This window comes from Streptomyces dengpaensis (assembly GCF_002946835.1).
GTDB classification, from domain to species: domain Bacteria; phylum Actinomycetota; class Actinomycetes; order Streptomycetales; family Streptomycetaceae; genus Streptomyces; species Streptomyces dengpaensis.
On sequence record NZ_CP026652.1, the window covers coordinates 1,167,196 to 1,189,397 of the forward strand.

General features: G+C 72.9%; 16 protein-coding genes and 1 pseudogene. 5 read left to right on the forward strand and 12 right to left on the reverse strand.

Features of this window, described 5'->3' with window-relative positions; genetic code table 11:
- Position 1: 1 nt before the first annotated feature.
- Positions 2-877, forward strand: coding sequence for a phosphogluconate dehydrogenase (NAD(+)-dependent, decarboxylating) (gene gnd, locus C4B68_RS05415; RefSeq protein WP_099502710.1), 876 nt, complete (start codon positions 2-4; stop codon positions 875-877).
- A 5-nt stretch (positions 878-882) separates the two neighbouring features.
- Positions 883-1,476 (forward strand): histidine phosphatase family protein, encoded by a 594-nt coding sequence (locus C4B68_RS05420; protein ID WP_099502711.1) that lies wholly within the window; start codon positions 883-885, stop codon positions 1,474-1,476.
- 68 nt (positions 1,477-1,544) lie between these two features.
- Here the strand turns inward: C4B68_RS05420 and C4B68_RS05425 are convergent, their stop codons facing one another.
- The 11 genes and pseudogenes from C4B68_RS05425 to wecB all read right to left on the reverse strand — a co-directional run bounded on the left by C4B68_RS05425 (position 1,545) and on the right by wecB (position 17,155).
- Positions 1,545-4,670 (reverse strand): VMAP-C domain-containing protein, encoded by a 3,126-nt coding sequence (locus C4B68_RS05425; RefSeq protein WP_099502712.1) that lies wholly within the window; start codon positions 4,668-4,670, stop codon positions 1,545-1,547.
- Complete coding sequence (locus C4B68_RS05430) at positions 4,667-6,022, reverse strand: hypothetical protein (protein ID WP_099502713.1); 1,356 nt, start codon at positions 6,020-6,022, stop codon at positions 4,667-4,669. The genes C4B68_RS05425 and C4B68_RS05430 overlap by 4 nt, the downstream gene beginning before the upstream one ends.
- Entirely contained in the window at positions 6,019-7,956 is a 1,938-nt protein-coding gene (locus C4B68_RS05435) for a hypothetical protein (RefSeq protein WP_099502714.1), read from the reverse strand. The genes C4B68_RS05430 and C4B68_RS05435 overlap by 4 nt, the downstream gene beginning before the upstream one ends.
- A 3-nt stretch (positions 7,957-7,959) precedes the next feature.
- Positions 7,960-9,012, reverse strand: a complete 1,053-nt coding sequence (locus C4B68_RS05440; RefSeq protein ID WP_240634185.1) for an AAA family ATPase — start codon at positions 9,010-9,012, stop codon at positions 7,960-7,962.
- Positions 9,009-9,986, reverse strand: a complete 978-nt coding sequence (locus tag C4B68_RS41735; protein WP_099502715.1) for a hypothetical protein — start codon at positions 9,984-9,986, stop codon at positions 9,009-9,011. Before C4B68_RS41735 ends, C4B68_RS05440 begins: the two co-directional genes overlap by 4 nt.
- Complete coding sequence (locus tag C4B68_RS05450; RefSeq protein ID WP_099502716.1) at positions 9,983-10,411, reverse strand: hypothetical protein; 429 nt, start codon at positions 10,409-10,411, stop codon at positions 9,983-9,985. The genes C4B68_RS41735 and C4B68_RS05450 overlap by 4 nt, the downstream gene beginning before the upstream one ends.
- A 153-nt stretch (positions 10,412-10,564) precedes the next feature.
- Positions 10,565-11,251 (reverse strand): annotated as a pseudogene (locus tag C4B68_RS05455) (VOC family protein); the annotation flags it as partial.
- An 82-nt stretch (positions 11,252-11,333) separates the two neighbouring features.
- Positions 11,334-13,520: a glycosyltransferase gene (locus C4B68_RS05460; RefSeq protein WP_099502717.1), complete on the reverse strand. Its 2,187-nt coding sequence runs from the start codon at positions 13,518-13,520 to the stop codon at positions 11,334-11,336.
- Complete coding sequence (locus C4B68_RS05465; RefSeq protein WP_099502718.1) at positions 13,517-15,355, reverse strand: hypothetical protein; 1,839 nt, start codon at positions 15,353-15,355, stop codon at positions 13,517-13,519. The genes C4B68_RS05460 and C4B68_RS05465 overlap by 4 nt, the downstream gene beginning before the upstream one ends.
- A complete protein-coding gene (locus C4B68_RS05470) occupies positions 15,355-16,047 on the reverse strand; it encodes a class I SAM-dependent methyltransferase (RefSeq protein WP_167459012.1) in 693 nt (230 codons plus the stop codon). Before C4B68_RS05470 ends, C4B68_RS05465 begins: the two co-directional genes overlap by 1 nt.
- A gap of 19 nt (positions 16,048-16,066) precedes the next feature.
- On the reverse strand, positions 16,067-17,155 hold the full coding sequence (wecB, locus tag C4B68_RS05475) for a non-hydrolyzing UDP-N-acetylglucosamine 2-epimerase (RefSeq protein WP_099502720.1): 1,089 nt from the start codon (positions 17,153-17,155) through the stop codon (positions 16,067-16,069).
- Between the two features lie 38 nt (positions 17,156-17,193).
- On the opposite strand from wecB, the gene C4B68_RS05480 reads away from it, so the two are divergent.
- The 3 genes from C4B68_RS05480 (at position 17,194) to C4B68_RS05490 (ending at position 21,381) form a co-directional block, all read left to right on the forward strand.
- The gene (locus C4B68_RS05480; RefSeq protein WP_099502721.1) at positions 17,194-18,672 is read left to right on the forward strand and encodes a glycosyltransferase family 4 protein; all 1,479 of its coding nucleotides are present in this window, start codon (positions 17,194-17,196) and stop codon (positions 18,670-18,672) included.
- A gap of 102 nt (positions 18,673-18,774) precedes the next feature.
- Positions 18,775-20,118, forward strand: coding sequence for a nucleotide sugar dehydrogenase (locus C4B68_RS05485; RefSeq protein WP_099502722.1), 1,344 nt, complete (start codon positions 18,775-18,777; stop codon positions 20,116-20,118).
- Between the two features lie 93 nt (positions 20,119-20,211).
- Positions 20,212-21,381 carry a glycosyltransferase family 4 protein gene (locus C4B68_RS05490; RefSeq protein ID WP_099502723.1) on the forward strand — a complete coding sequence of 390 codons (1,170 nt, stop codon included), beginning with the start codon at positions 20,212-20,214 and terminating at the stop codon, positions 21,379-21,381.
- Positions 21,382-21,620: 239 nt separating this feature from the next.
- Here C4B68_RS05490 and C4B68_RS05500 read toward each other — a convergent pair whose 3' ends face one another.
- Complete coding sequence (locus C4B68_RS05500) at positions 21,621-22,061, reverse strand: PPOX class F420-dependent oxidoreductase (protein ID WP_099502724.1); 441 nt, start codon at positions 22,059-22,061, stop codon at positions 21,621-21,623.
- Between the last annotated feature and the right edge of the window lie 141 nt (positions 22,062-22,202).

The following is a 22,202-nucleotide window of genomic DNA, read 5'->3' on the forward strand; positions in this document are numbered from 1 at the left end:
TATGCAGCTCGGACTTATCGGCCTCGGCAAGATGGGCGGCAACATGCGCGAGCGGATACGCCGCGCGGGCCACACCGTCATCGGCTACGACCACAATCCCGACCTCGCCGACGTGAGCAGCCTGACCGAACTGGTCGAGAAGCTCGAAGGCCCGCGTGTGGTGTGGGTGATGGTGCCCGCGGGCACCGCCACCCAGTCCGTCGTCGACGCGCTCGGTGACCTCCTCGCGCCCGGCGACACCGTCGTGGACGGCGGCAACTCCCGCTGGACGGACGACGAGAAGCACGCCGAGGAACTGGCGGCCAAGGGCATCGGCTTCGTGGACGCGGGCGTCTCGGGCGGCGTGTGGGGCCTGCAGAACGGCTACGCCCTGATGGTCGGCGGCGACGCCGAGCACATCGCCAAGGTGCAGCCGATCTTCGACGCGCTCAAGCCCGAGGGCGACTTCGGCTTCGTACACGCGGGCAAGGTCGGCGCGGGCCACTTCTCCAAGATGGTCCACAACGGCATCGAGTACGCCATGATGCAGGCCTATGCCGAGGGCTGGGAGCTCCTGGAGAAGGTCGACTCGGTCACCGATGTGCGCGAGGTCTTCCGCTCCTGGCAGGAGGGCACGGTCATCCGCTCCTGGCTGCTCGACCTCGCCGTCAACGCGCTGGACGACGACGAGCACCTCGACAAGCTCGGCGGCTACGCCGAGGACTCGGGCGAGGGCCGCTGGACGGTGGAAGCCGCCATCGACAACGCGGTGCCGCTCCCGGCGATCACCGCTTCGCTGTTCGCGCGCTTCGCCTCGCGGCAGGACGACTCGCCGCAGATGAAGATGATCGCGGCGCTGCGCAACCAGTTCGGCGGTCACGCCGTCGAGTCGAAGTAGCGGCCATGGGCGACCTCCTCCTCGTCCGCCACGGTGAGACCGAGTGGAGCGCGTCGGGCCGGCACACCAGCAGGACCGACCCTCCCCTCACCCGGCGCGGCGAGGAACAGGCCAAGTCCCTGGCCCCCCTGCTCGCCGACCGGACGTTCGCCCTCGTGCTCACCAGCCCGCTGGCCCGCGCGGTCCGCACCGCGGAACTCGCCGGCCTGTACGGCGCCGTACCCGATCCCGATCTCCGCGAGTGGGACTACGGTGCGTACGAAGGCGTCAGGACCGTCGAGATACACCGCACCCGGCCCGACTGGTACCTGTGGAACGACGGGGTGCCGCCGGGTCCGGCCGGTCACCCGGGCGAGTCGCCGACGGAGGTGGGACAGCGCGCCGACCGCGTGCTGTCCCGGATCGAGCCGGCGCTCGCCGGCGGTGACGTGGTCCTCGTGGCCCACGCCCACTTCCTGCGGGTGCTCACGGCCCGCCGCCTCGGGCTCGCCCCTGCGGACGGGCGGCTGTTCCAGCTGGCCACGGGCACGCTCAGCAGGCTCTCCACCGAGCACGGACGACCCGTGATCGCCGGGTGGAACGCCGGGGCCGTTCGCTAGCCGCTCCGCCGACGTCCCGGTCCGCGCGCGCGGGCGGACCGGGACGTCGGGCGAGTACAGGACGCTCTCTACGGAGCGAGCAGGAGATCCCCGTCGTCGTCGCGGAGCGGGGTGGTGGGGTCGTCGTAGAGGAGGGCGAGGCCGTGCGCCCACTCCGGGCCGTGGCCTGCGGCGGCTCTGTCCCTCAACTCCCATACGGCCTCCGGGAGTTGCTCCAATCGCTGGGCCCTGTCGAGGAGAGCGTCGATCCCCGCGCGGAACGCTTCGCCCTCGGAACCGAACGCGACCGAGGAGCGGGCGTTGGTCACCCAGAGCGCGACGCTGAACCCGGCGTCCAGCACACGGCCCATGGACGACTCGCCGAAGCCGTACGCCCCCGGTCCGTACAACACCGGGATGTCGCCGGCCGGCGTGAACCACGTCGTGCCGTGGGCCCGTACGAAACTCTCCTGCCGCGGGAGGTGCAGGGCCGTGAGCCGTTCGGCGTGCAGCAGGTCCCGCCAACGGCGCACACGCTCATCGATGTCGGCCTCCGGACGGTCGAGGGCGCGGATCACCACGGGGCGGCGCGCACCGAGCGGGTCCGACGGCGCCTGCGGAAGGCACCAGTGGTGCACGTTCAGGTCGAAGAGTTCGACGGGCAGGGCGAATTCGACCATGGCGGGGCGGTCCGGAAGGTCCGCCCTGCGCAACGCGTCGGCAAGTGAGGGCCCCAGCCTCGCCGGCAGATCCCCCAGCCGGGTGCCGTACGAATCCTCGGCGAACGGCACCGGGTTCGGCAGTCCGGCCGCCACCTCCCAGTCCACGTACCCCTGCTGCCACAACCGGGACCGTACGGTCACCACGACGCGCCCGCGCACCACCTGTCCCGACGTCTGCGCGAAACGCCTCCGGAGGTCCTCGACGCGCTCGATGTCGGTGCGGTCTCCGTCCGTGTACACCCGGTCGGCGCGGCCGCGGGCCTCCTCGGCCTCGACGAAGAGACCGAGGCCTTCGTACGCCCGGGTCAGGCCGCAGAGAGCGAGCCATTCCGGGAGGCGGTCGTCGCCCACCCTCTCGTATCGCTGGACGACGCGGAGCAGATCGTCCCTCGCCTCGTCGAACCTGTCCATGGCGCACAGGGCGACGGCGAGGCTCGTCACCGCCCCGGCCTCCGCCCGCACGTCCCCCAGCCGCAGGAACTGTCGAAGGGCCGCGTCGTAGGCGCCTCGCGCCGCCTCCCACTCGCCCCGCTCGGCCAGTACTGATCCGGTCTCGTGCCACATGTGGGCGGCCCCCTGCCGGTCGCCCTCCTGCTCGTAGAGGGAACGGGCGAGCTCGTAGGCTTCGAGAGCGTCAGACGTGCGGTTCAGTCCCAGGTACGCGGCTCCGAGGAGGCCGGAGACGACCGCCAGCCGGTCGCGGCCCACCCCGACGGGATCCGTCAGAGCGGCGGTGCAGCACCGTGCGCAGTCGTCGAAGCGCCGGTGCTCCAGCAGATAGGGCCCGAGCGTCGTGGACAACTGGACCGCGGCCTCGAACCGGCTCCTGTTCGCCGCCTCCGCCGTGACCGCGACCAGGTTCGCGCACTCGCCCTCCAGCCAGGCCGCCGCGTCCTCGCGCCGTCCGAACCAGCGGCCGTCCGGCTCCTCGGACGCCAGGCCGACGCGGCTCACGGCCTCCGCGGCGCAGGCGGCGTAGTACTCCAACAGGCGGGTGAACGCGGCCTCTTCGTCCTCCGCGGCCGTCTCCTCATCGGCCATCGCTCGTGCGTACTCCCGCACGGGCGGGGGCAGTCGCCAGCGCTCCGCGGAGCCCTCCCGTACGACGAAGTTGCCCTGGACGAGTGCCGTCAGCCGGTCGACGGCCCGCTCCTCGCTCCCGTCGAGCGCCACCGCGGTCGCGGTGCCGAAGGGCTCGGACAGCGGCGACAGCAGGCACAGCAGGCGGGCTTGGTCGGGAGGGAGGCCGCGATACCAGTCGTCGAACACGCGCTGGAGGCCGGCCACGGAACCGAAGAACCTGCCTTCGCCGGCCGATTCGCCGGCCGCGTCCTCCAGGGGTTGGCGGCGCAGCGCCGCGAGGCTTTGAGCGAGCCAGCGCAAGGCGCCCGGCATCCGCCCGCACAGGGACACCAGTTGCCGCGCGGGCCCGGGACTCGTCTCGACCCGTGTGTCCGTGGGATCCACGCTCATCAGGCACTGGTCGAGGAGTCGCACCGCGGCTTCCTCGCCGAGCGGCTCGACGTCGAGGACGGTCGCCGCGTGGCGGAAGGCGTACGGGGCCGGCATCCGCGTGCGCGAGGCGATGAGCACCGGATGGCGTCCGCGGGCACGCAGCAGGGGCTCGATCTCGTCGAGCGAGGAGACCTGGTCCAGGACCAGCAGCGTCGGCCGCAGTCCGTTCAGAGCGCGTCGGCAGACGCTCTCCGCCTGATCCGGGTCGAAGGCGAGTGACGAGCGGGGGGCGCCGATGCGGGAGAGCACCTCGACGACGAGCCGGTGGCCGTCGTGCGGCTCGGAGTCGTACTCCCTCGCGGCGGCGTACAGAACGCCGCCGGGGAACCAGTCCGAGCCTACGAGCGTGTGTGCGGCCCGCAGCGCGAGCTGCGTCTTGCCGACCTGCGGCATTCCCGTCACCAGGACGACGGGCCCCTGCTCGGTCGCGTCGGCTGTGATCGCCCGGATGAGCCGCTCCAGGTCCTCGTCGCGCCCGGTGAAGTGCTCGTCCAGGGGCGGCAGCACGGTCTGGGCCGTGCCGACCCGGCTCTCCGCGCTCTCGTGGCCCGGACTCCTCGGCGCAGCCGAAGTCACCGTCTCCAGGCCCCACTTCGCGGCGGTCCCCGCACCCGCGCCGCACCCCCGCACCGGAAGCCGCTCGGTGCGGAACGGCATCCCGCCCGCCGTGATCAGGGAGAGCCGGAGCTCCAACTGCCCGTCGGGCGCCGCCTGTCCGAGGAGGTAGACGACGAACCGCGCCGGGCCGTAGGTCCCGCCGAAGCGGTGCAGGACGAGGGTCGCGTCGCCTACGGTCTCCACCGCTAGCTCGGGACCGCCCTCCAGCATGCAGCCGATCGCGTACTCCTCCTGGTCGTACGGCCACTCCTGAGGGTCGTCGTCGTGTTCCAGGTCGACGGTGACCAGGTACTTCTGACCGGCCTCCGCCTCGCGGGGCCAGCTCACGACGGGGCGCAGACGTACGACGGGACTCGTCATGGCCCGGCGTCCTCCCCTCGAACCGTGGTCGTGCGCAACGTGGTGCCCGGATGTCCGAAGTACACGTACATACAGCTGTTGAAGAAGCGTCTGATCTCCTTCTCGGCGACCGCGGGGTTCCCGCCCCGCAGGGCTCGCTCGGCCCTCTCCAGACAGCCGCGCCGGTACTCCGTCAGGGCCGCGGCGAGGTTGAGCCCGCGGTCGTCCTCCCCTTCATGCTGCGCATCCGCCGCCCGGTCCACCAGCCACAGGGCGAATTCGTGCGACGGCAAGAGCTCCACGTCGCCCACGGTGGCGATGACCGCGCCGGCGCCCTTGCGCAGAAAGATCTCGGCGAAACTGCGCGGCTCGACGGACGGTTGCGCGGAGTCGGTGACGGTCCGCCCCGACACACAGGAGTTGATGAGGACGACGGCCCCGGTCCGCTGCAGCGCCGGCATGGGCTTGTACGCGAGCTGGTTGTACGGGATGTCGCCGAGGGTGAAGGTGTTCAGGTCCGTGGAGTAGCGGCCGTGACAGCGGATCAGCAGCAGGCCGAACGTCTCGTCCGAGGTGCTGAGCCGGTCGAGCAGGTGCTCCATCTTCTTGGACCGCTCGCCCACCTGGTACGCGGCGAAGGTGTCGGGGGCGAACTCCAGTTGCTCGTCCTCGCAGACCAGGACGCCGCCGCGCAGCTTGCTCATGGCGGCCGAGTAGGACAGAGCGCGCCGGCCGGCGTGCACCGTGGTCCAGCGGATGAGGGGGAGGAGCGCGCCGAGCCAGCCGGCCGGCTTCCGCAGCCGGGCGCAACGGCTCTCCGGGTCCGGGTCGTGGTAGTAGAGCTCCCAGGGGATCTCGAAGGCCGTCTGGTCCCAGACGACGAGCTGGGGATCGGGCTGCTCCGCGCGGAGCCGGTCGATCCACTGCTCGAGGCGGTGCTTGGTCCGCCACCACTCGGCGATCTCGTAGTACTTGGCCGCCCAGGGGTTGGCGGCCTTGCTGCTCGCGATGTGGGCGCCGAGGTCCGCGAGCGCCAGTTTCGGGGGACGCTGTTCCTCCAGCTCGTGGGGGCGGTCGGCTCGCCTGACCTTCTGGCGGTAGTGGAAGAAGAGGGTGAAGCTGGGCTCGCCGCGGGAGTGCCTGGCCATCACGCGGAGCATGGCCGCGTCGGCGGGCAGGGATCCCGTGATGTCGGACTTCTTGGGGCGCAGGCGCTTCGGTTTCGATGCCGTGTCGACGTCGTCCGGAATCTCGTCCAGGTCGTCGCCCGGCTCGCGACGGGCCGGCTGCCGGGGCGGCACGCTCTCCGCCGCCGTCATGCTCTCGGCCGCCCGCAGATAACTCCCCATCGTCGGGTGCCCGTCACCGGTCACGCGCCGCCCCCGATCCCCGAGCCCGATCCCGTTCCCGTCCCCGCTCCTCGCTCCGGTACGACCTCCTGACGGGCCCCCAGCGCGTCGGCGAGCTCGCCGGGCAGCTCGGGGTACTGGTCGGTCTCGGGTGCGACGACATACGTGCGCACCCGTCCCAGCGCCCGGATCGTCCCGGCGATGCGCAGCGCGTCGTCGAGGCCCTCCCGGCGCACGCGCGACGGGACGCGGCCGCGCAGGCTGGCATCGAGCGGTACGTTGCCGCGGCCGTCGGTGACGACGACGAGCACGGTCTCGTCCACGACGCCGCGGCCGCGTCGCAGGAAGCGGCGTACTTCATGGGCGGCGAGGTCGACGGCGTGCGCCAGGGGGCTGGCGCGCCCGGGGGTCCGCTGGAGCGCCTGGACGACCTCGGGGTCGAGCAGCGACGCGGCGCGGAAGCGTTCCGCGCACAGCTCGGACGCGGCACCGGCGTGCCCGAACTCGACCACGCTGACGGCGGCGTTCGTCTCGTACGCCCAGCGCAGATGCGGCGCGAGCGCCGGCGCCCAGTCGACGTCGTCGTGACAGGAGTGGTCGAGGACGAGCACGAGCGCCTGCGCGGGCTCGGCCTTGCGGCGGTACTGGCGGAGGTCCTCGGGGCGGACGATGAGGGTGCCGGGTGCGCTGTCCGTCTCGCGCCGCCGCACCGTCTGGAACCTCGCCGCCTCGACCAGGCTGGCGACGAGCGCCAGGTCGTGTACGTCCCGGGCGCGCACCGTTCCGAGCGGGCATCCGTGCAGCCGCCGTGAGGAGGTCCTGCGGTGTCCGGGCGGCCGGAGCGAGGCGAGTTGGGGCAGGGCGTCGGGGGCGTCCTCCGGGTAGCCGGAGGCAGCCGGTCCCGCCGGTCCGGCCGTCTCGACGGGGTCCATCGGGCGGGCGGGGCCCGAGCCCGCCACCGTGACCGGCGTGGCGACGGGCTCCTGCGGGGGCGCGCTGTCGGAGCGGTCCGTCCGCGAGAACGCGGGGGCGGGCGCGGGCGGCGGCAGGGCGGGCGGCTCGGAGGGCTCCGGGTCGTCGCGGCGGTGGGGTGCGGCGATGCCCAGCAGTTCGGCGGCGGCGTCGACATGGCGGGGCTCGACCTCCGCGTCGTGCGCCCGCGCCGCGAGGGCCCGCGCCAGCCGCGCCAGGGTCAGGCTCCGGCGCAGGCCGGGCGTACGGGTGGTGAGGGCGACCACCTGCCGGGCGGCCTCCGGCGCGAGCACCGGCAGGTTGCGGCCCTCCGTACGGTCGAGCCGCGGAAGCGCGGCGCCGAGGGCGGCCCGTTCGGTCCACTCGTCCGGGCGCGCGGGGGACCCGCCGGCCCGACCAGCGCCGGCCAGGCGCCACAACTCCCCGTTCAGGCGCGCCGCGTCCATCCGTACCGGAAACCTGTCGAGCAGGTGCGGCGAGAGGCGGGACGCCTCGGAACGGCGCAGGGCGGCGAGCCAGTGACCGCCGGGACGCCACAGCATGCTGTGGCCGTGCCGCTCGGCGGACGCCGCGTCCGCGTCCAGGACCGCGAGAGCCGCGCGGACGACGGCGGGGCCCGCCCGGCACAGGTCGGGGACCAGCAGGACGGGCGGCGGCGTACCCGGCTCCTCCACCAGGAGGCCCGGCAGCAGGCGGAGGCCGTCCCGCGACAGCAGCGTCCGCAACCACAGATCGTCCTCACTGAGCCACGAGCCGAGCGCCCGCACCGCGGGCGTCGGCCGCTCGTCGCCCACGCCCGGCTCGCGCACACCCGGTTCACCCGCGCCCGGCTCCGCCTGGCTCAGATGCGCGGCCAGCCAGTCTCCGAGCGCGGGCAGCAGCTCGGGGTCGAGGTCGAGGAAGACCACACCCGTGGACCGCGGTTGGGCCGCGACGCAGGCGAGGACCGTCAGAGCCCGGTCGACGGGGTCGACGAGCGCGGGCACGGCTCAGTCCGTCCGGTCGTCGAGCACGGCGCGTACGCGTTCGTCGTCCTGATCGGTCCAGGCCGCGAACGTTCCGGTGTCGCCCCGTCCCCGGCGGTGCACGAGCGCCGGTTTCGCGACGCGCCGGACATGGTCGCGGGACACCCGCTCGGCCCCCTCGATCGCGGCCAGCGCCCGCGCCGCCCTCATCAGCACGAGTTCGCCGCGGTGGCCCGCGAGGGCGAAGTCCTGGGCGAGTCGTGCGCAACGGGCGACGACGTCGGTGTCGTACCGCACCGTCGCCACACGCTCGCGTGCCGTGTCGAGCGTGGCCTTGCGCTCGCCGTCGCGGCGCAGGGCCTCGGCGATGAACTCCGAGGCGGGGGCCTCCCGTTCGGCTTCGAAGCGCAGCACGGTCTCCACGATCCGCTGCCGCTGCTCGTCGGTGGCTTCGGACTCGACCGTGGCCACCAAGCCGAATCGGTCGAGGAGTTGGGGCCGCAGTCCACCCTCGTCCGGGTTCATGGTGCCCACCAGGGTGAACTCCACGTTCCGCAGGTCCTCCGAGTGGTGGTCCCGTTCCAGCGGCAGTACGCCGGTGGAGGCGACGTCCAGGATGATGTTGACCAGATAGTCGTCGAGCAGATTGATCTCATCGACGTACAGCATCCGGGACGCGGAGCGAGCCGCCCGTTCCAGGAGACCCTCGGCTCTCGTCGACTTGCCGTGCATCAGCTCCGGAATCTCCCAGCCGCCCAGCACCCGGTCGTCGGTCGCGCCGATCGGCAGCGTCACCGGGAACTCGCTGACGGCCATCGTCGTGAAGGCCCGCACGGTCGTCGTCTTGGCGGTGCCGCGCTGTCCGGTGGCGAGGACGCCGCCGACGCCGGGACTGACGTACGCGATCTCCAGAGCGGTCCGCAGCTCCTCCTGCCCGACGATGAGCGAGTAGGGGAGCATGCGCCGCTCGCCCTGGTGCCGCTCCCCTTTGGGCTCCTCGGCCTCGGCCTCCTGGGCCTTGGCCTCCTCGGCCTTCGGCTTCTCGCCCGCGTCCGGTGTCCGGTCTTCCGTCGTCATGGCTGCTCCCCCTGGCCGGTCTCCTCGACCGTGTACCGAAACGCGGGCGGCAGCGGTATGCCCTGCCGCCACAGGTCGCACCACCACGCCGCGACCATCCGCTCCTCCGCCGGATCGTTCGGCAGCTTCGTCCCGAGCGCCGTGAGGAGGGCGAACCGGTGCAGGTCGAAGGCGGCGTGGAGGGAGTCCCCGTAGGCGAGTGCCGCCTGCACGGCCCCGCGGTAGGCGATCCAGGACAGGACGAGCGGGATCAGGGCGAGCGCGAGCCATCCTCCGCAGCGGACCAGCACCACGGCGGAGACGACGGCGGTGACGGCCATGGTCACCGCCATCCGCACCGCACCGTCCACGGCGTCCCTGCGGTCGTCGACGATGGCGCGCGTCTCGTCGCCGAGCAGCGGATACAGGCGCGGCCAGGCCACCACCGCGTCGAATCCGAAGGCTCGGCCCACGCCGTCGTCGGCCGCCGCGAGGGCGTTGCCGAGCGCGGTGGGCCGCACCAGGTGGTCGGGGAGCGGGTAGCGCCGCCGCAGCTCGCTGCCCGCGAAGCCCGCCTCCTGGACGACCGGTTCGGTGAGGGCGGCGGGGTTGCCCTGGGCCAGGGTCGCCCGGTCCTGCCACTTCTTCTTGCGGGCCCGCTGGCGTTCGCGGGCCCGGCCGGACCCCGGCCAGGCGGGACCGTACCCTTCCAGCAGGCGGACCATGGCGGTCTGGAAAGGGTTCAGCAGGACCGCGGTCAGCGTGATGGCCAGGACGAGGAAGACCACCTCGCCCACGCCGAGCGCGGCCGCCGTCTGCCAGGCGCGTCCGAAGCTCAGCCCGCCCTGGGGAGGCTCCACCCAGGCGCGCGCTCCCGCCCAGAACAACAGCAGGACGAAGAGCAGCGCGGCGTACGTCGGCAGATAACCGACCATGAAGAACCGGCGTCCGGAGCCGAGCCCCGCGGGCGGCGTGACCGCGTCGCCCAGCTTCATCGCACCAGCTCCATCGGTCCCGGGCAGTCGGCGGTGTCGGCGCACGTGGGCAGGAACCGGTCGTCGTAGTACGACAGTACGGCGGTCCGCCCGCAGCCGCCGCAGACGAAGCCGACGGCACGGAACCGCGTCGAGCGGCCCAGCAGTCCTGCGCGGTCCGCGGCTCCCACGTCGGCATCGGCACCGCCGGCGACGCCCTGCGCCCGGCGCAGTCGTGCCGCGTCGCTGATGCCCACGTCCGCACCGTCGAGCCGGAGCACCACGCGCTCGCGCGGATGCCGCCGGAAGTGCTCCGCCAGCCGTTCGGCGACGTCCTCCGCGCGGTCGTCCGCGGCCAGGTCGAGCGAGGCGTCGTACGTGGTCAGAGTCGGGTCGATGAGTCCCCCGTACCGCCGTCTGGCACGCGCGACGGTGTCATCCCTCACGGCTGTCCCCCTGCCCCCTGGTGCGGGCTGCCCTGTCCTGCGGATAGCCGTGAATTCTACGGAGCCGAGGGCCCCTTGTATCCCGTTGTGCCCAAGTCGTCTGCCGCCGTTCGCCGTGCAAGCCGGGGGAAATGACGTAACCCCCGCGCCGCGTCAACGCCCCGGTCGCGCCGCGTGCTGCGCGGCGAGGCGCACCGGGGCGTTCTGCGCGCCGTAGCCGCGGTATCCGCCGTCGCGCTGGACGAGTTCGAAGAAGACGCGGCCGACGGTCTGCGTGTAGCAGTGGCGGAACTCGCCGTCGTGGTCGCGGTCGTAGAGGATGCCGAGTTCGCGGTACGCCTCCAGCTCGCCGTCGGCGAACTCATGCCGTGCGGCGAGGTCGTCGTAGTAGTTCGCGGGCATCGGCAGCAGGAGGCCGCCCGCCGCGCGGAAGCGGCGGGCCGCGGCGACCACGTCGTCCGTGGCGAGCGCGATGTGCTGGGCGCGGGCGCCCTCGTCGGTGGGGCGGGGCCGACGCCGAGAGCGATGCGTACGCTGCCGTCGGCGTTGGCGACGGCGCGGCTGCGGTGCAGCCCGTACGGGTCGGCGACGTCGACGCTCTCCTGTGCGTCCAGCCCGAGCACGCTGCGGTGGAAGAAGCGCGACTTCGTCGAACTGGTGCCAGGGCTGGGTGAGCGCGAGATGGTCGATGCGGGTCACGGAGCGCGCGGTCGGCTGCTGCTCGACGGACTCGAAGTCGCCTGTCCAGTCGGGGAGTTCGGGGCGTCCGGTGGCGCAGATGAAGAGTTCGGTGCCGTCGGGGGCGGCCACCGCGTCGAGGGGCGCGTCCTCGAGGGCGCGGGGGACTCGGGCATCAGCCCGGCAGTAGTCGGGCAGAAAGCGGCCATCGCGCGGAAAGCGGCCATCGGGCGGACGCCGGCAGTCAGCCGGACACCAGCAGCTCGGTCCAGGTCCGCGCCACCCCGTCCAGCGAGAAGGACTCCCGCACCTGCTTGCGGGCCACCTCCCCGGCAAAGAGCCAGTCCTCCCGCTCCTCCAGCCCGGCGATCGCCTCCGCCATCGCCTCCGGACTCTCGTGGATCCACCGCCGGTCGTAGATCTCGTCCGCCCCGGGCCACGGCAGCAGCGCGGGTACGGCGCCGGAGGCCATGCCCTCGGCCGGCGCGAGGTGGAAGCTCTCGTCGTCGCTGGTGGACAGGACGTGTCCGATCCTGCGCAGCCAGCCCGCCACGTCAGGGCCGAACTCGTCGAAGACGACGGCCCCTTCGAGCAGCGGCGACCGCTGCATGCGGCGCAGTACGGCGTCGTAGTGCGCGCGCTCCTCGGGCTTGTTCCAGATCCACCAGTACTCCCATGGCGGCTTGGACTTGACCGACAGATGCCAGCGCCGGTCGCGGGCGCGCAGCGCTTCGAGGACGTCGAGGCCGAGGTCGAGGCGTTTGCGGCTGGGCGCGATGCCGATCATGCCGAGGCGGAAACGGGCACCCGGCGCCTTGGGCCGGTCGAGCTGATCGGTGTCGACCCAGTTCGGGATGGTCTGGATCTTCACCGCGGGCCAGCCCGTGCGCTCAAGGGTGCTGCGGGCGTAGTAGGGACTGACGCACACCACCCGGTCGACCGCGTCGATGTCGACCTGCTCCGGGTACCCGGCGTCCAGTTCGAAGCGGTGCAGCCGGACGACGAGCCGGCTTCCGGGCCGCTTGTGGCGGCTGTACCAGACGGCCGCAGGACCGCACCACTCGACGACCACCACGTCGGCCCAGTCGGCGAGTTCACGGCTGGCGGCCTGGTCGTGGCGGGCAAGCGCGGGCCAGGCGTCGATCCGTACCTCGACACCGGGCAGCGCGCGGACGTGGTCGAGCAGCCGCGAGAGGAACTTCAGGTCGTGCCCCGCGACGGCGATCCGCAGCGGCTGCGGCCGGGCGGCGACGGCGGGGGGCGCGGACGGAAGGGCCCGGTCGAGTTGCGTACGCCAGCGGACCGCCGCGTTCTTCATGGTGTACCGCCGGGCGGCGTCCCGGCAGCGGTCGGCGGCCATGCGCCGTGTCTCGGGCTCGCGTACGGCGCGGGCGACGGCTGCGGCGGCGTCCGTGAGTTCGGCGCCTCCGGGGACGTACAAGGGATAGTCGCTCCCGAGGAGCGCCTCGTGCGCGGGTGTGCGGTTGAGGATGACGGGCAGGCCGAGCGACCCGAACTCAAGGACTTTGGTGGAGAGTTCGAGGCTGGCGTCCAGGACCGGGTCCCGCCAGCCGAGGCCCAGATCGCAGTCGGCGGCGATGCGCATGGCTTCCTCGCGCGGCTGCCCGCCGTGGTGGTGGACGCCGGGGGTGGAGCGCAGCGCCTCGGCCATGGCGACCGGGAAGCCGGGGTGGGCGGGGTCTTTGTGGATCTTGTCGCCGACGGCGTGGAGTTCGGCCCGCACCCCCTGTTCGGCGAGCAGGGCCGGCAGACGCGTCATGGGCAGGGTGTTCCACCGCGGCGCGAACTTGCCGGTGTAGACGAGCCGTACGGGATCGTGCGGCCGGTCGTGCTCCGGCACCGGGAAGGCCGGTTCGGGCACGGCGGGCGGACTGAGCAGACAGCGGCCGCAGGCCTCCGGCACCCAGGTCTCCAGGAAGCAGCGCAACTCCTCGGTTTGGCACAGGAGTTGCTGTGAGGCGTTGGCGATGCGGGCGAGCCCCGCGCGTGCCTCCTCGGTCATCTCGGCCGGTGTCTGTGGGATGTCGGTGAGGTAGGCCCAGATCCGTCCGTCGAAGGCGCGGTCGGCGACGACCCGGGTGACCAGCCTGCGGCCGCGCAGCACCAGCAGGTCGCAGGGCTCGTCCTGGTCGAGCTGGGTGAGCAGCCGGGAGGCCTGTACGGGCGAGAGCGGGTGATCCCCCTGTCCGGGCACGAGCCGCTCCTCGTACGGACGCACCAGCGTGACCCCGGGCAGCCCCTCCAATGGGTCGGTCAACCTCCCTGTCACCACGGGCGACTTGAGGACGAGCCGGGTCCGGCAGCCCGCGAGGGCGAGCGCCCGCACGGTCGACTGGGCCCACACGGCCGAGCCGTCGATGAGGTTGAGGTCCACGTCGCCGTAGACGAGCGCACGCAGGATGCGGGTCATGACGGCTCCTTCCCACGCACGGCGAACAGGCGGTACCCCTCGCGCGACCAGGTGTCCGGCGGAGCGCCGGCCATCAGCAGCGACCGCCGGACGAGCAGCGGCCGCAGCACCGGTACGAAGGCGTAGTCGTCGGCGGCGGGGGTGTGGCCCACCGCGTCGGCGCCCGAGTACTCCTGGGCGCACATCAGGTCGAGCAGCAGGGTGTCCGGGCGGTCCTCGGACAGGTCCGACCAGTCCGCGATCCACGGCGCGGTGGGCGGTCCCGTGTGGACGGCGACCCCTGCGGCGGTGAGTTCGTCGAGCTCTTTCGGGTCGGGCACGACCACCTCGGCCGGCCGGTGGAGCTGGCCGAGCGCCTGGGCGACGAGCCGTGCGACGTCGGCCCGGTCCCCGGGTGCGGCCAGCACGGCGACGCGGCGCCTGTCCAGGGGGTCGGGGGCTCCGACGAGCCGGGCGAGCCGCGCCAGCCGCACCCGGGTGCTGTCCTGCGCGAACGCCTCCCGGAGCCGCTCCCTGCCGTCGGCGACCGGGTCGAGGCGGGAGAGCCGTACGCCGGCGTCCGCGTCGATGACGGCGTCCCAGGCGAGCTGCGCCAGTCCGGGAGCGCACGCCGCCGGGCCGTCCCGCCACAGCACCGCGGGCCGTCCCGACGCCCTTGCCTGTCCGACCAGTTCGGCGAGCCGGCGGTCCAGGTCGGGGGCCAGGGCGGTGCCGGTGAGGGACCACGGTCCGTCGGGGCCGGCGCATGCGCTCAGCTGGACGACGAAGGCGTCCGGGTCGGTCCGCTCCAGGAGCACGTGCCCGTCGTGCGGCAGCACCCGGCTCACGACGGCGTCCGCCGCGAAGTCCTCGGCGGCGCGGTCGGTCAGCACGCCGGTGATCACCAGGCGGTCACGGGGGCCCACGGACAGGGCACGGTGGGTGAGGTGGAGGCGGTCGTCGGCCGGGAGGTCCGGCTCCCGCGCAGTCTGCGGACGGGCGACCGCACTCTGCGGACGGACGACGGCTTCGGCCGGCCGCTTCCTCCCCTTCCCCTTCCGCTGCCGCCACATCCCGTACAGCTCCCCCGGCAGCCGGACCGCCCCGCGCTTCGGCGACCGCGCCGCCGTGACCAGCGCCTTCCCCACCCGCAGCGAGGTGGAGCCCTCCAGCATGGCCACGCGCGCCTCCAGCACGCCGACCCGTCCCCGGGCACGGCGCAGTGCGGAACTCAGCTGCTCCTTCTCCCGTACGGCGGCGGCCAGCCGGTCGGCGAGTCCGTCCTGGCGGACCGCGTCCAGGGCCCGCGCGGTCTCCTCGGCCGTGTCCTCCAGGTCGAGCAGGCGGGCGCGCAGGGACCGGGAGACCAGGTCGGCGAGGACGTACTCGCCGGCGATCCGCAGCGCCGTGGCGAGGCCTTCGGCCGGCACGGGTCGGCCGAACCAGTCGTGGGGCGGCAGGAGTTCGTCGGTGCAGGCGAAGACCGCACCCGCGTGCAGGTGGGCGTAGTCGAGTGCGGCGGCCCGCAGTACCTGGCAGTTGTGGGCCACCAGACTGTCGAGGAGCCGGTGGTAGGGGAGTTCGGGACCGGGGTGGCCGAAGACGATCAGACCGCGACCGCCGGGCCGCATCCGTTCCAGTACGGCGCGGCAGTCCGCCTCGTCGCCGTGCAGCGCGGATTGGGGGCCGTACGAGAGGAGCACCAGCTCCCCTTCGCCCACGGGTTGTTCGTGGCGGCGCAGTTCGATGCCCGGCGGGAGGTGCAGATACGGCTCCAGACGGAGGCCGCCGTCCGTCGCGTCCACGACGGAGGTGATGCCGTCCAGATGCGGGTGAAGCAGGTCGGTCAGGCGCATCAGCGGGTCCTCGTGAAGACGTGGAAGCCGGCCCGGCTCTCGCGGAAGCCGTAGGGCCGGAAGAGGGTGTGGGTCAGGCCGAGGGGTTCAAGTTCCCTGCGGTAGGCGGATGCCGGCCGGTGCAGCAGGTAGTCGCCGGGCGGGGTGGACTCGTGTGGGTCCTGGCCGGTCTCGTGTGTGTCCTCGTCGGTCTCGTGTGTGTCCTCGTCGGTCTCGTGTGTGTCCTCGTCGGTGAGGATCAGCCGGCCGGTGATCCGGACGAGCGAGGCGAGGTTGCGCAGTCCTGCCCTCCACTCCTCGTCGTCCAGGACGTGGAACAGGACGTCCACGCCCAGGACGACGTCGTACGGCCAGGGGCTGCGCCACTCGTCGAGCGCGGCGACGGCGTAGCGCGGGCCGCCGCCCCGGGAGCAGGCGTACGTGATGGCCTCGGGGCTGCTGTCGAAGGCGTCCACGCGGTGGCCGCAGCGTGCCAGGGCGCGTGCGAAGTACCCTTTCCCGCAGCCCGCGTCGAGCACGAACAGCGGGGCCCCCGGGCTGGACAGATCGCCGATCAGGGTGATCAGCTCGCCGAGCCGCAGCGCGTAGAAGATCTCGTTGCCGGGGCGGTCGAGGCCGATGTGCCCGCCGGAGGCGAGGTCGTCGCGTTCGAGATGCCGGGTGTCCCAGTAGGTGCGGGTGCTGTCAGTCATGGCGTCAGTGCGGGTGCTCTCAGTCATGGCGCTCCAGCCACTGGGTGACCACCCGGGCGATGCGAGCGCCCGCCTTCCCGTCCCACAGCGGCGGCCCTTCGGCGGGCGAGGGCGCCTGCCCGTCCAGCACCTTGCGCAGTGCGGGCACCAACTCGCCGTGTCGTACGAGGCGGTTGGTGCCGTGGGTGACGGTGACCGGGCGTTCGGTCGTGGTGCGCAGGGTCAGGCACGGGATGCCCAGCACGGTGGTCTCCTCCTGGACGCCGCCCGAGTCGGTGATCACGGCGGCGGCTCCCCGTACGAGACCCATGAAGGCGACGTATCCGAGCGGTTCGAAGAGGTGCACGCCGGGCGCGTGCGCGAGGCCCGCCGACCGCAGGGCCGCGCGCCCGCGCGGATGCAGGGGCACGGCGAGGTCCAGTTGGGTGGCCGCCTCGGTCAGCGCGCGGGCGGCGGCCCGGGCCGCCTCGGGGTCGTCGACGTTGGCGGGCCGGTGGAGCGTGACGACGCCATAGCGCTCGGGCAGTCCGTAGGCCGCGCGCACGGCGGCCGGATCGAAATGGTCCATATGGGTGAGCAGGGTGTCGATCATGGGGTTGCCGACGAAGTGGACCCGGCCGGAGTCGGCGCCCTCGCGGGCGAGGTGTCCGACGGCCTCGGGGCTGGTCGCGAACAGCAGCTCGGCGAGCTGGTCGACCAGGCGCCGGTTGACCTCCTCCGGCATCGTCATGTCGAAGCTCCGCAGCCCCGCCTCGACATGGGCCACCGGGATGCCCAGCTTGGCGGCGACGAGTGCGGCGGCGAGCGTGGAGTTGACGTCGCCGTAGACCACGACGAGCGCGGGAGCGCGGGCGGTGAACTCGCCCTCCAGCGCCACCAGCAGATCGGCGGTCTGGCGGGCGTGGCTGCCCGAGCCGACACCCAGGTCGGTGTCCGGCTCGGGCAGATCCAGCTCCCGGAAGAAGATCTGCGACATCCGCTCGTCGTAGTGCTGCCCGGTGTGCACCAGGACCTGTTCGTGCCCGCTGGTACGCAGCGCGGCGACGACCGGGGCGGCCTTCACGAAGTTCGGCCTGGTCCCGACGACATGCAGTACACGGCCGTTCATGTCGTACGTTCTCCGCTCTGTCGGCCTACCTTGGCGACATGTCCCGACGCATCCCCCGTGCTCTCAGCTTGGCCGCATCCGTGGCCTGGGGCGAGTTGCGGCACGATCCCGTGCGGAGCGCGTTGCTCGGGTTGCGGATGCTGCCGCCGCGTGCCCGGCGCGGGCTGCGGCCGGTCGAACGGCGGCTCGCCGCCCGCGCCCGTACGGCCGGACCGACAGCGGATCCGGCCCGTACGGCTGGGACCTCGGGTCCGCCCGCTTCTCGTGTGCCCGCCCCCGCCGGGCGGGTGATCAGGCCGGTGCCGGGCCGGGTGCTGCATCTGGTCACCAACGGGCTGCCGTTCAAGCAGGCGGGCTACACCGTGCGCACCCAGGCGCTCGCCGAGGCCCAGCGGGCGGCCGGGCTCGATCCGCACGTCGTGACGCGCATCGGGTTCCCGGTGGCGCAGGGCGTGCTGGACGCCCGCCCGCTGCAGCTCCTGGGCGGGGTGCCGCAGCACCGGCTGCTGCCGCTGTGGCTGCCGTACGGGCAGGATGCGGCGCTGGCGCGCAACGCCGAGCTGGCCGGGCGCCTGGTGGAGCGGTTGCGGCCCGCCGTGCTGCACGCGGCGACCGACCACGGCAACGGGCGCGTGGCGCTGGCCCTGCGCGAGGCGTACGGGCTGCCGGTCGTGTACGAGGTGCGGGGCTTCCTGGAGGAGACCTGGCTGACCCAGGCGCCGGGCCGCGGCCCGGACGACGAGACGTACCGCGTGCGGCGCGCCCTGGAGACGTACTGCATGCGTGAAGCCGATCTGGTGCTGACGCTGGGCACGGCGATGAAGGCCGAGATCGTGGCCCGCGGGGTGCCCGAGGAGCGGGTGCTGATCGTGCCGAACGCGGTGGACGAGGCGTTCCTCGCCCCGCCGCCGGACGGGGCGCCGCTGCGCGCCCGCCTCGGGATCGCGCCGGACGAGCTCGTCGTGGGCACCGTCAGCAGCCTCACGCCGCACGAGGGCATCGGCACATTGCTCCATGCGGGTGCCGAGCTGCGCCGCCGCGGTGTCCGGCTGCGGCTGCTGATCGTGGGCGACGGGCCGGAGCGCGCGGCGCTGGAGCGGCTGGCCGCCCGGCTGGGTCTCCGCGACGGCGTCGCCCTGTTCACCGGCCGGGTGCCGCACGCCCAAGTGCGGGATTTCCACGCCGTGCTGGATGTCTTCGCGGTGCCGCGCACCGACGAGCGGGTCTGCCGTCTCGTGACCCCGCTCAAGCCGGTCGAAGCGATGGCGAGCGGTCTTCCCGTGGCTGCCAGCGACCTCGCGGCCCTCAGAGAACTGGTCGAACAGGAGGTTACCGGGTGGCTAATCCCAGCTGAATCGCCTGATACTTGGGCGGACGCCCTCGAAGTATTGCTTTACAGTCAAAAACGGCGGCATGAATGGGGAGCGTCCGCTCGCGCACTGGTAGCGCGTGACCGCACCTGGAAGAGGGTCGCCACCACGACCCATGAGGCGTATCGCGCTCTTGGATGCGCCTGAGGCCCGGGACCCCCGAGCCGCACTGTTCTGACCCTTCGGATCCATGCACGTCCGCCCTGGGGCGGAGTGAGTCCCTATGCAGGTCGAGCGGAGTGAATCCCTATGCAGGTCGAACGGACCGGACCGCTCGGGGAATCGAGCGAACAGCTCGGGGAATTGGCCCAACAGCTCGGGGACGAGAAACACGCCGGACACGTGGAACTCGCGGTCATCGGACTCGGCTACGTCGGGTTGCCCCTCGCGAGGGAAGCGGCGGCGGTCGGACTGAGAGTCGCCGGGCTCGACCGTGACCCACGCGTCGTCGAGGCCCTCAATGCCGGACACTCCCATGTCGACGACGTGTCCGACGAGGACGTCCGGCGGATGCGCGCGGCGGGTTTCACGGCGTACACGGACGACGCCTGCCTGGCCCGTGCGCAGACCGTGGTCATCTGCGTGCCGACCCCGCTGAGCGAGGACGGCGGCCCCGATCTGAGCGCGGTGATCTCCGCCGCGCGAGCGGTCGCGGGCAGACTGCGGCGCGGACAGCTCGTCGTGCTGGAGTCGACCACCTATCCGGGCACCACCGACGAGGTCGTACGACCGCTGCTGGAGGAGTCGGGACTGAAGGTCGGCAAGGACGTCGCCCTGGCCTTCTCGCCGGAGCGCATCGACCCCGGCAACACCACGCACGGCCTGCGCGGCACACCCAAGGTGGTCGGCGGCTGCACTCCGTCGTGCGCGGCCCGCGCGGTCGCCTTCTACGGCAAGCTCGTCGACACCGTCGTCCAGGCGAAGGGCACCCGCGAGGCCGAAATGGCCAAGCTGCTTGAGAACACCTACCGGCACGTGAACATCGCCCTCGTCAACGAACTGGCCATCCTGTGCCAGGAGTTGCACGTCGACGTCTGGGACGCCATCCGCTGCGCCGGAACCAAGCCCTTCGGCTTCCAGGCCTTCCGGCCGAGCGCGGGAGTGGGCGGCCACTGCATCCCGATCGATCCCAACTACCTGTCGTACAAGGTGCGTTCGATCGGGTACGAGTTCCGGTTCGTCGAACTCGCCCGGGAGATCAACGCGCACATGCCCGAGTACGTCGTCCGGCGCGCCCAGGATCTGCTCAACCACCAGGGTCGCGCACTGCACGGCTCCCGGGTGCTGCTCCTCGGCGTCACCTACAAGCCGGACGTCGCCGACATGCGCGAGTCGCCGGCGGCGCCGGTCGCCCGGCTGCTGCGGGCCCGGGAGGCGGAGATCGCCTTCCACGACCCGTACGTCCCGCTGTGGTCGGTCGACGGTGTGACCGTCCCCCGCGTCGGCGATCCGGCGGCGGCCGTGCGCGAGCACGACCTGACGATCCTGCTCCAGGACCACTCCGCGTACGACCTCCCGGCCCTCGCCGACGAGGCCCGCCTGCTGTTCGACACCCGAGGGCGGATCTTCCGGCCCGGGGTCGAGGTGCTGTAGGCGACTGCCCATACCTCGCGTGGGCGACTCCGCTCGCCCCACTTGGACAACGCGGCAACTCCCTTCCCTCGCGCGCGATCGAAAGGCGCTCCGATGCGGATACTCGTCGTCACCGTCGTCCATCACCCGGAGGACGCGCGCATCCTGCACCGGCAGATCGCCTCCCTGCGGGAGCGCGGCCACCGGATCGTGTACGCGGCCCCGTTCACGGCCCGTCAGGTGCTGCCGCGCCCGGACCTCGAAGGCGTGGACCTCCCCCGGGCCGCGGGACGTGACCGCCGCGCCGCGGTACGCGCGGCGCGCGAGCTGCTGGCCGTGCGCGGGCACGAGGCCGACGTCGTCCTGCTCCACGACCCGGAGCTGCTGCTGACCCTGCCCGGCACGCTGCGCCGCTGGCGGCGGTCGGGAACCGCCCCGGTGGTCGTGTGGGACGTACACGAGGACACGGCGGCGGCGCTCACCATGAGGCGCTGGGTGCCGCGGGCCCTGCGACCGCCGCTCCGGCTGGGCGTGCGGGCGGCCGAGCGGTGGGCGGAACGCCATCTGCGTCTGCTGCTCGCCGAGGACGCCTACCAGGAGCGCTTCCGGCGCACTCACCCCGTGGTGCCCAACCTCGCGACCGCCCCGCCGGATCACCCCGAACCGCCCGGCAGCGAGCGGGTCGTCTACGTGGGCCAGCTGTCACGGGCGCGCGGCGCGCTCGACCTCATCGAGACGGCGCGGCTGCTCGGCCCCGCCCATCACGTCGAGGTGGTCGGCGCGGCGGACCCGGACGTACGGGACGCCCTGACGGCGGCGGACCGGGACGGCATACTGCGCTGGCACGGCTTCCTGCCCAACGACCGTGCGCTCGCCCTGCTCTCCGGCGCTCTGGCCGGCCTCTCCCTTCTCCACGACCAGCCCAACTACCGCCACTCGCGCCCGACCAAGGTCGTCGAGTACATGGCCTACGGCGTGCCCGTCGTCACCACGCCCACCCCACTCGCGGCCGAACTGGTCGAGCGGCACGGCTGCGGACTCGTCGTCCCGTACGAGGACCCGTCGGCGGCGGCGGAGGCCGTACGCCGTCTGAGCGCCGACGCGGTACTGCGGCTGCGGGCGGCCCAGAGCGGACGGGACGCGGCCCTCGCCGAACTGAACTGGCCCGACCGGGCAGCCGAGTTCGCGGAGTGGCTGGAGACCTGGGCGAAGGAGACGGCCGCCGCCAAGGGCCCTGGAACTCGTCGCTCCGCGGTCCCGGATGACACGGCGGGCCAGTCGTAGAGGCCATTCAGCCGGTACAGCCGGGCCGCCTCGGGGGACAGCAGGCGGTACGAGTCCTCGGCCGCGGCGCGCACCGGATCGCTGTCGGGCACCGCCGGCACCTCCGGGGAGGGTGCGGAGAGACGGGGCGCCGCGGCCCGGAGGGCGTACGGCGAGCCGCCGCACCGCTCCTCCGCATTGACGACCGCGAGCGTCCCCGCCCGGGGCTGCGCGCGCCGACAGCGAAGGGCGAAGGGTGGTCAGCGTCCGCGGGGAATGCCGTACGCCCGCTCCACATGGAGCCGGAGCACGAGGCGGCGGTCGCGGACCATGGCGGCGCGGTAGTCGTCCCAGTCGGGGTGCTCCCCGAGGACGTCCCGGTAGACCCGGATAAGTTCCTCGACGGTCTCGTCGTGCGGGTCCGCGGCGACGGGCGTCAGCTCGGCCGTGCCCTCGGCGACCGTGTACGCCCAGCGGTCCTCGCTCGTCACGTGGTACGAGGCTCGCGGGTCCCGGCGCAGGTTGCGGGTCTTGGCGCGGTCGTCCGTGAGTGAGACCCGGACGATCCGCTCGTCGGGGTAGTAGGCGTGGCTGACGTTCGACAGCTGGGGCCGCCCGTCCTTCTTGAGGGTGACGAGCACCCCGCCCTTGTACTCGGAGAGCAGCTTGAGCAGTGCGTCCTGCGTCGCGTCCTGAGTCATATATCGATCAACCCCTGGCATGAGACCGCCATTCCCGCGCCACTCCCGACCGTCCCGGAGCCATTCCCGCCCCTCCCTCCGGAGCCATTCCCAGGCCCTCCCTCCGGAGGCATTCCCAGGCCCCCCGTCGAGTAGACACTG

What these genes read in the sequence shown, in the direction of transcription:
- C4B68_RS05465 (WP_099502718.1), bottom strand. Translation starts at nt 15,355, where the DNA reads ATGCGCCTGACCGACCTGCTTCACCCGCATCTGGACGGCATCACCTCC.
- C4B68_RS05485 (WP_099502722.1), top strand. Translation starts at nt 18,775, where the DNA reads ATGCAGGTCGAACGGACCGGACCGCTCGGGGAATCGAGCGAACAGCTC.
- gnd (WP_099502710.1), top strand. Translation starts at nt 2, where the DNA reads ATGCAGCTCGGACTTATCGGCCTCGGCAAGATGGGCGGCAACATGCGC.
- C4B68_RS05425 (WP_099502712.1), bottom strand. Translation starts at nt 4,670, where the DNA reads ATGACGAGTCCCGTCGTACGTCTGCGCCCCGTCGTGAGCTGGCCCCGC.
- C4B68_RS05420 (WP_099502711.1), top strand. Translation starts at nt 883, where the DNA reads ATGGGCGACCTCCTCCTCGTCCGCCACGGTGAGACCGAGTGGAGCGCG.
- C4B68_RS05500 (WP_099502724.1), bottom strand. Translation starts at nt 22,061, where the DNA reads ATGACTCAGGACGCGACGCAGGACGCACTGCTCAAGCTGCTCTCCGAG.
- C4B68_RS05490 (WP_099502723.1), top strand. Translation starts at nt 20,212, where the DNA reads ATGCGGATACTCGTCGTCACCGTCGTCCATCACCCGGAGGACGCGCGC.
- wecB (WP_099502720.1), bottom strand. Translation starts at nt 17,155, where the DNA reads ATGAACGGCCGTGTACTGCATGTCGTCGGGACCAGGCCGAACTTCGTG.
- C4B68_RS05480 (WP_099502721.1), top strand. Translation starts at nt 17,194, where the DNA reads ATGTCCCGACGCATCCCCCGTGCTCTCAGCTTGGCCGCATCCGTGGCC.
- C4B68_RS05470 (WP_167459012.1), bottom strand. Translation starts at nt 16,047, where the DNA reads ATGACTGACAGCACCCGCACCTACTGGGACACCCGGCATCTCGAACGC.
- C4B68_RS05440 (WP_240634185.1), bottom strand. Translation starts at nt 9,012, where the DNA reads ATGACGACGGAAGACCGGACACCGGACGCGGGCGAGAAGCCGAAGGCC.
- C4B68_RS05460 (WP_099502717.1), bottom strand. Translation starts at nt 13,520, where the DNA reads ATGACCCGCATCCTGCGTGCGCTCGTCTACGGCGACGTGGACCTCAAC.
- C4B68_RS41735 (WP_099502715.1), bottom strand. Translation starts at nt 9,986, where the DNA reads ATGAAGCTGGGCGACGCGGTCACGCCGCCCGCGGGGCTCGGCTCCGGA.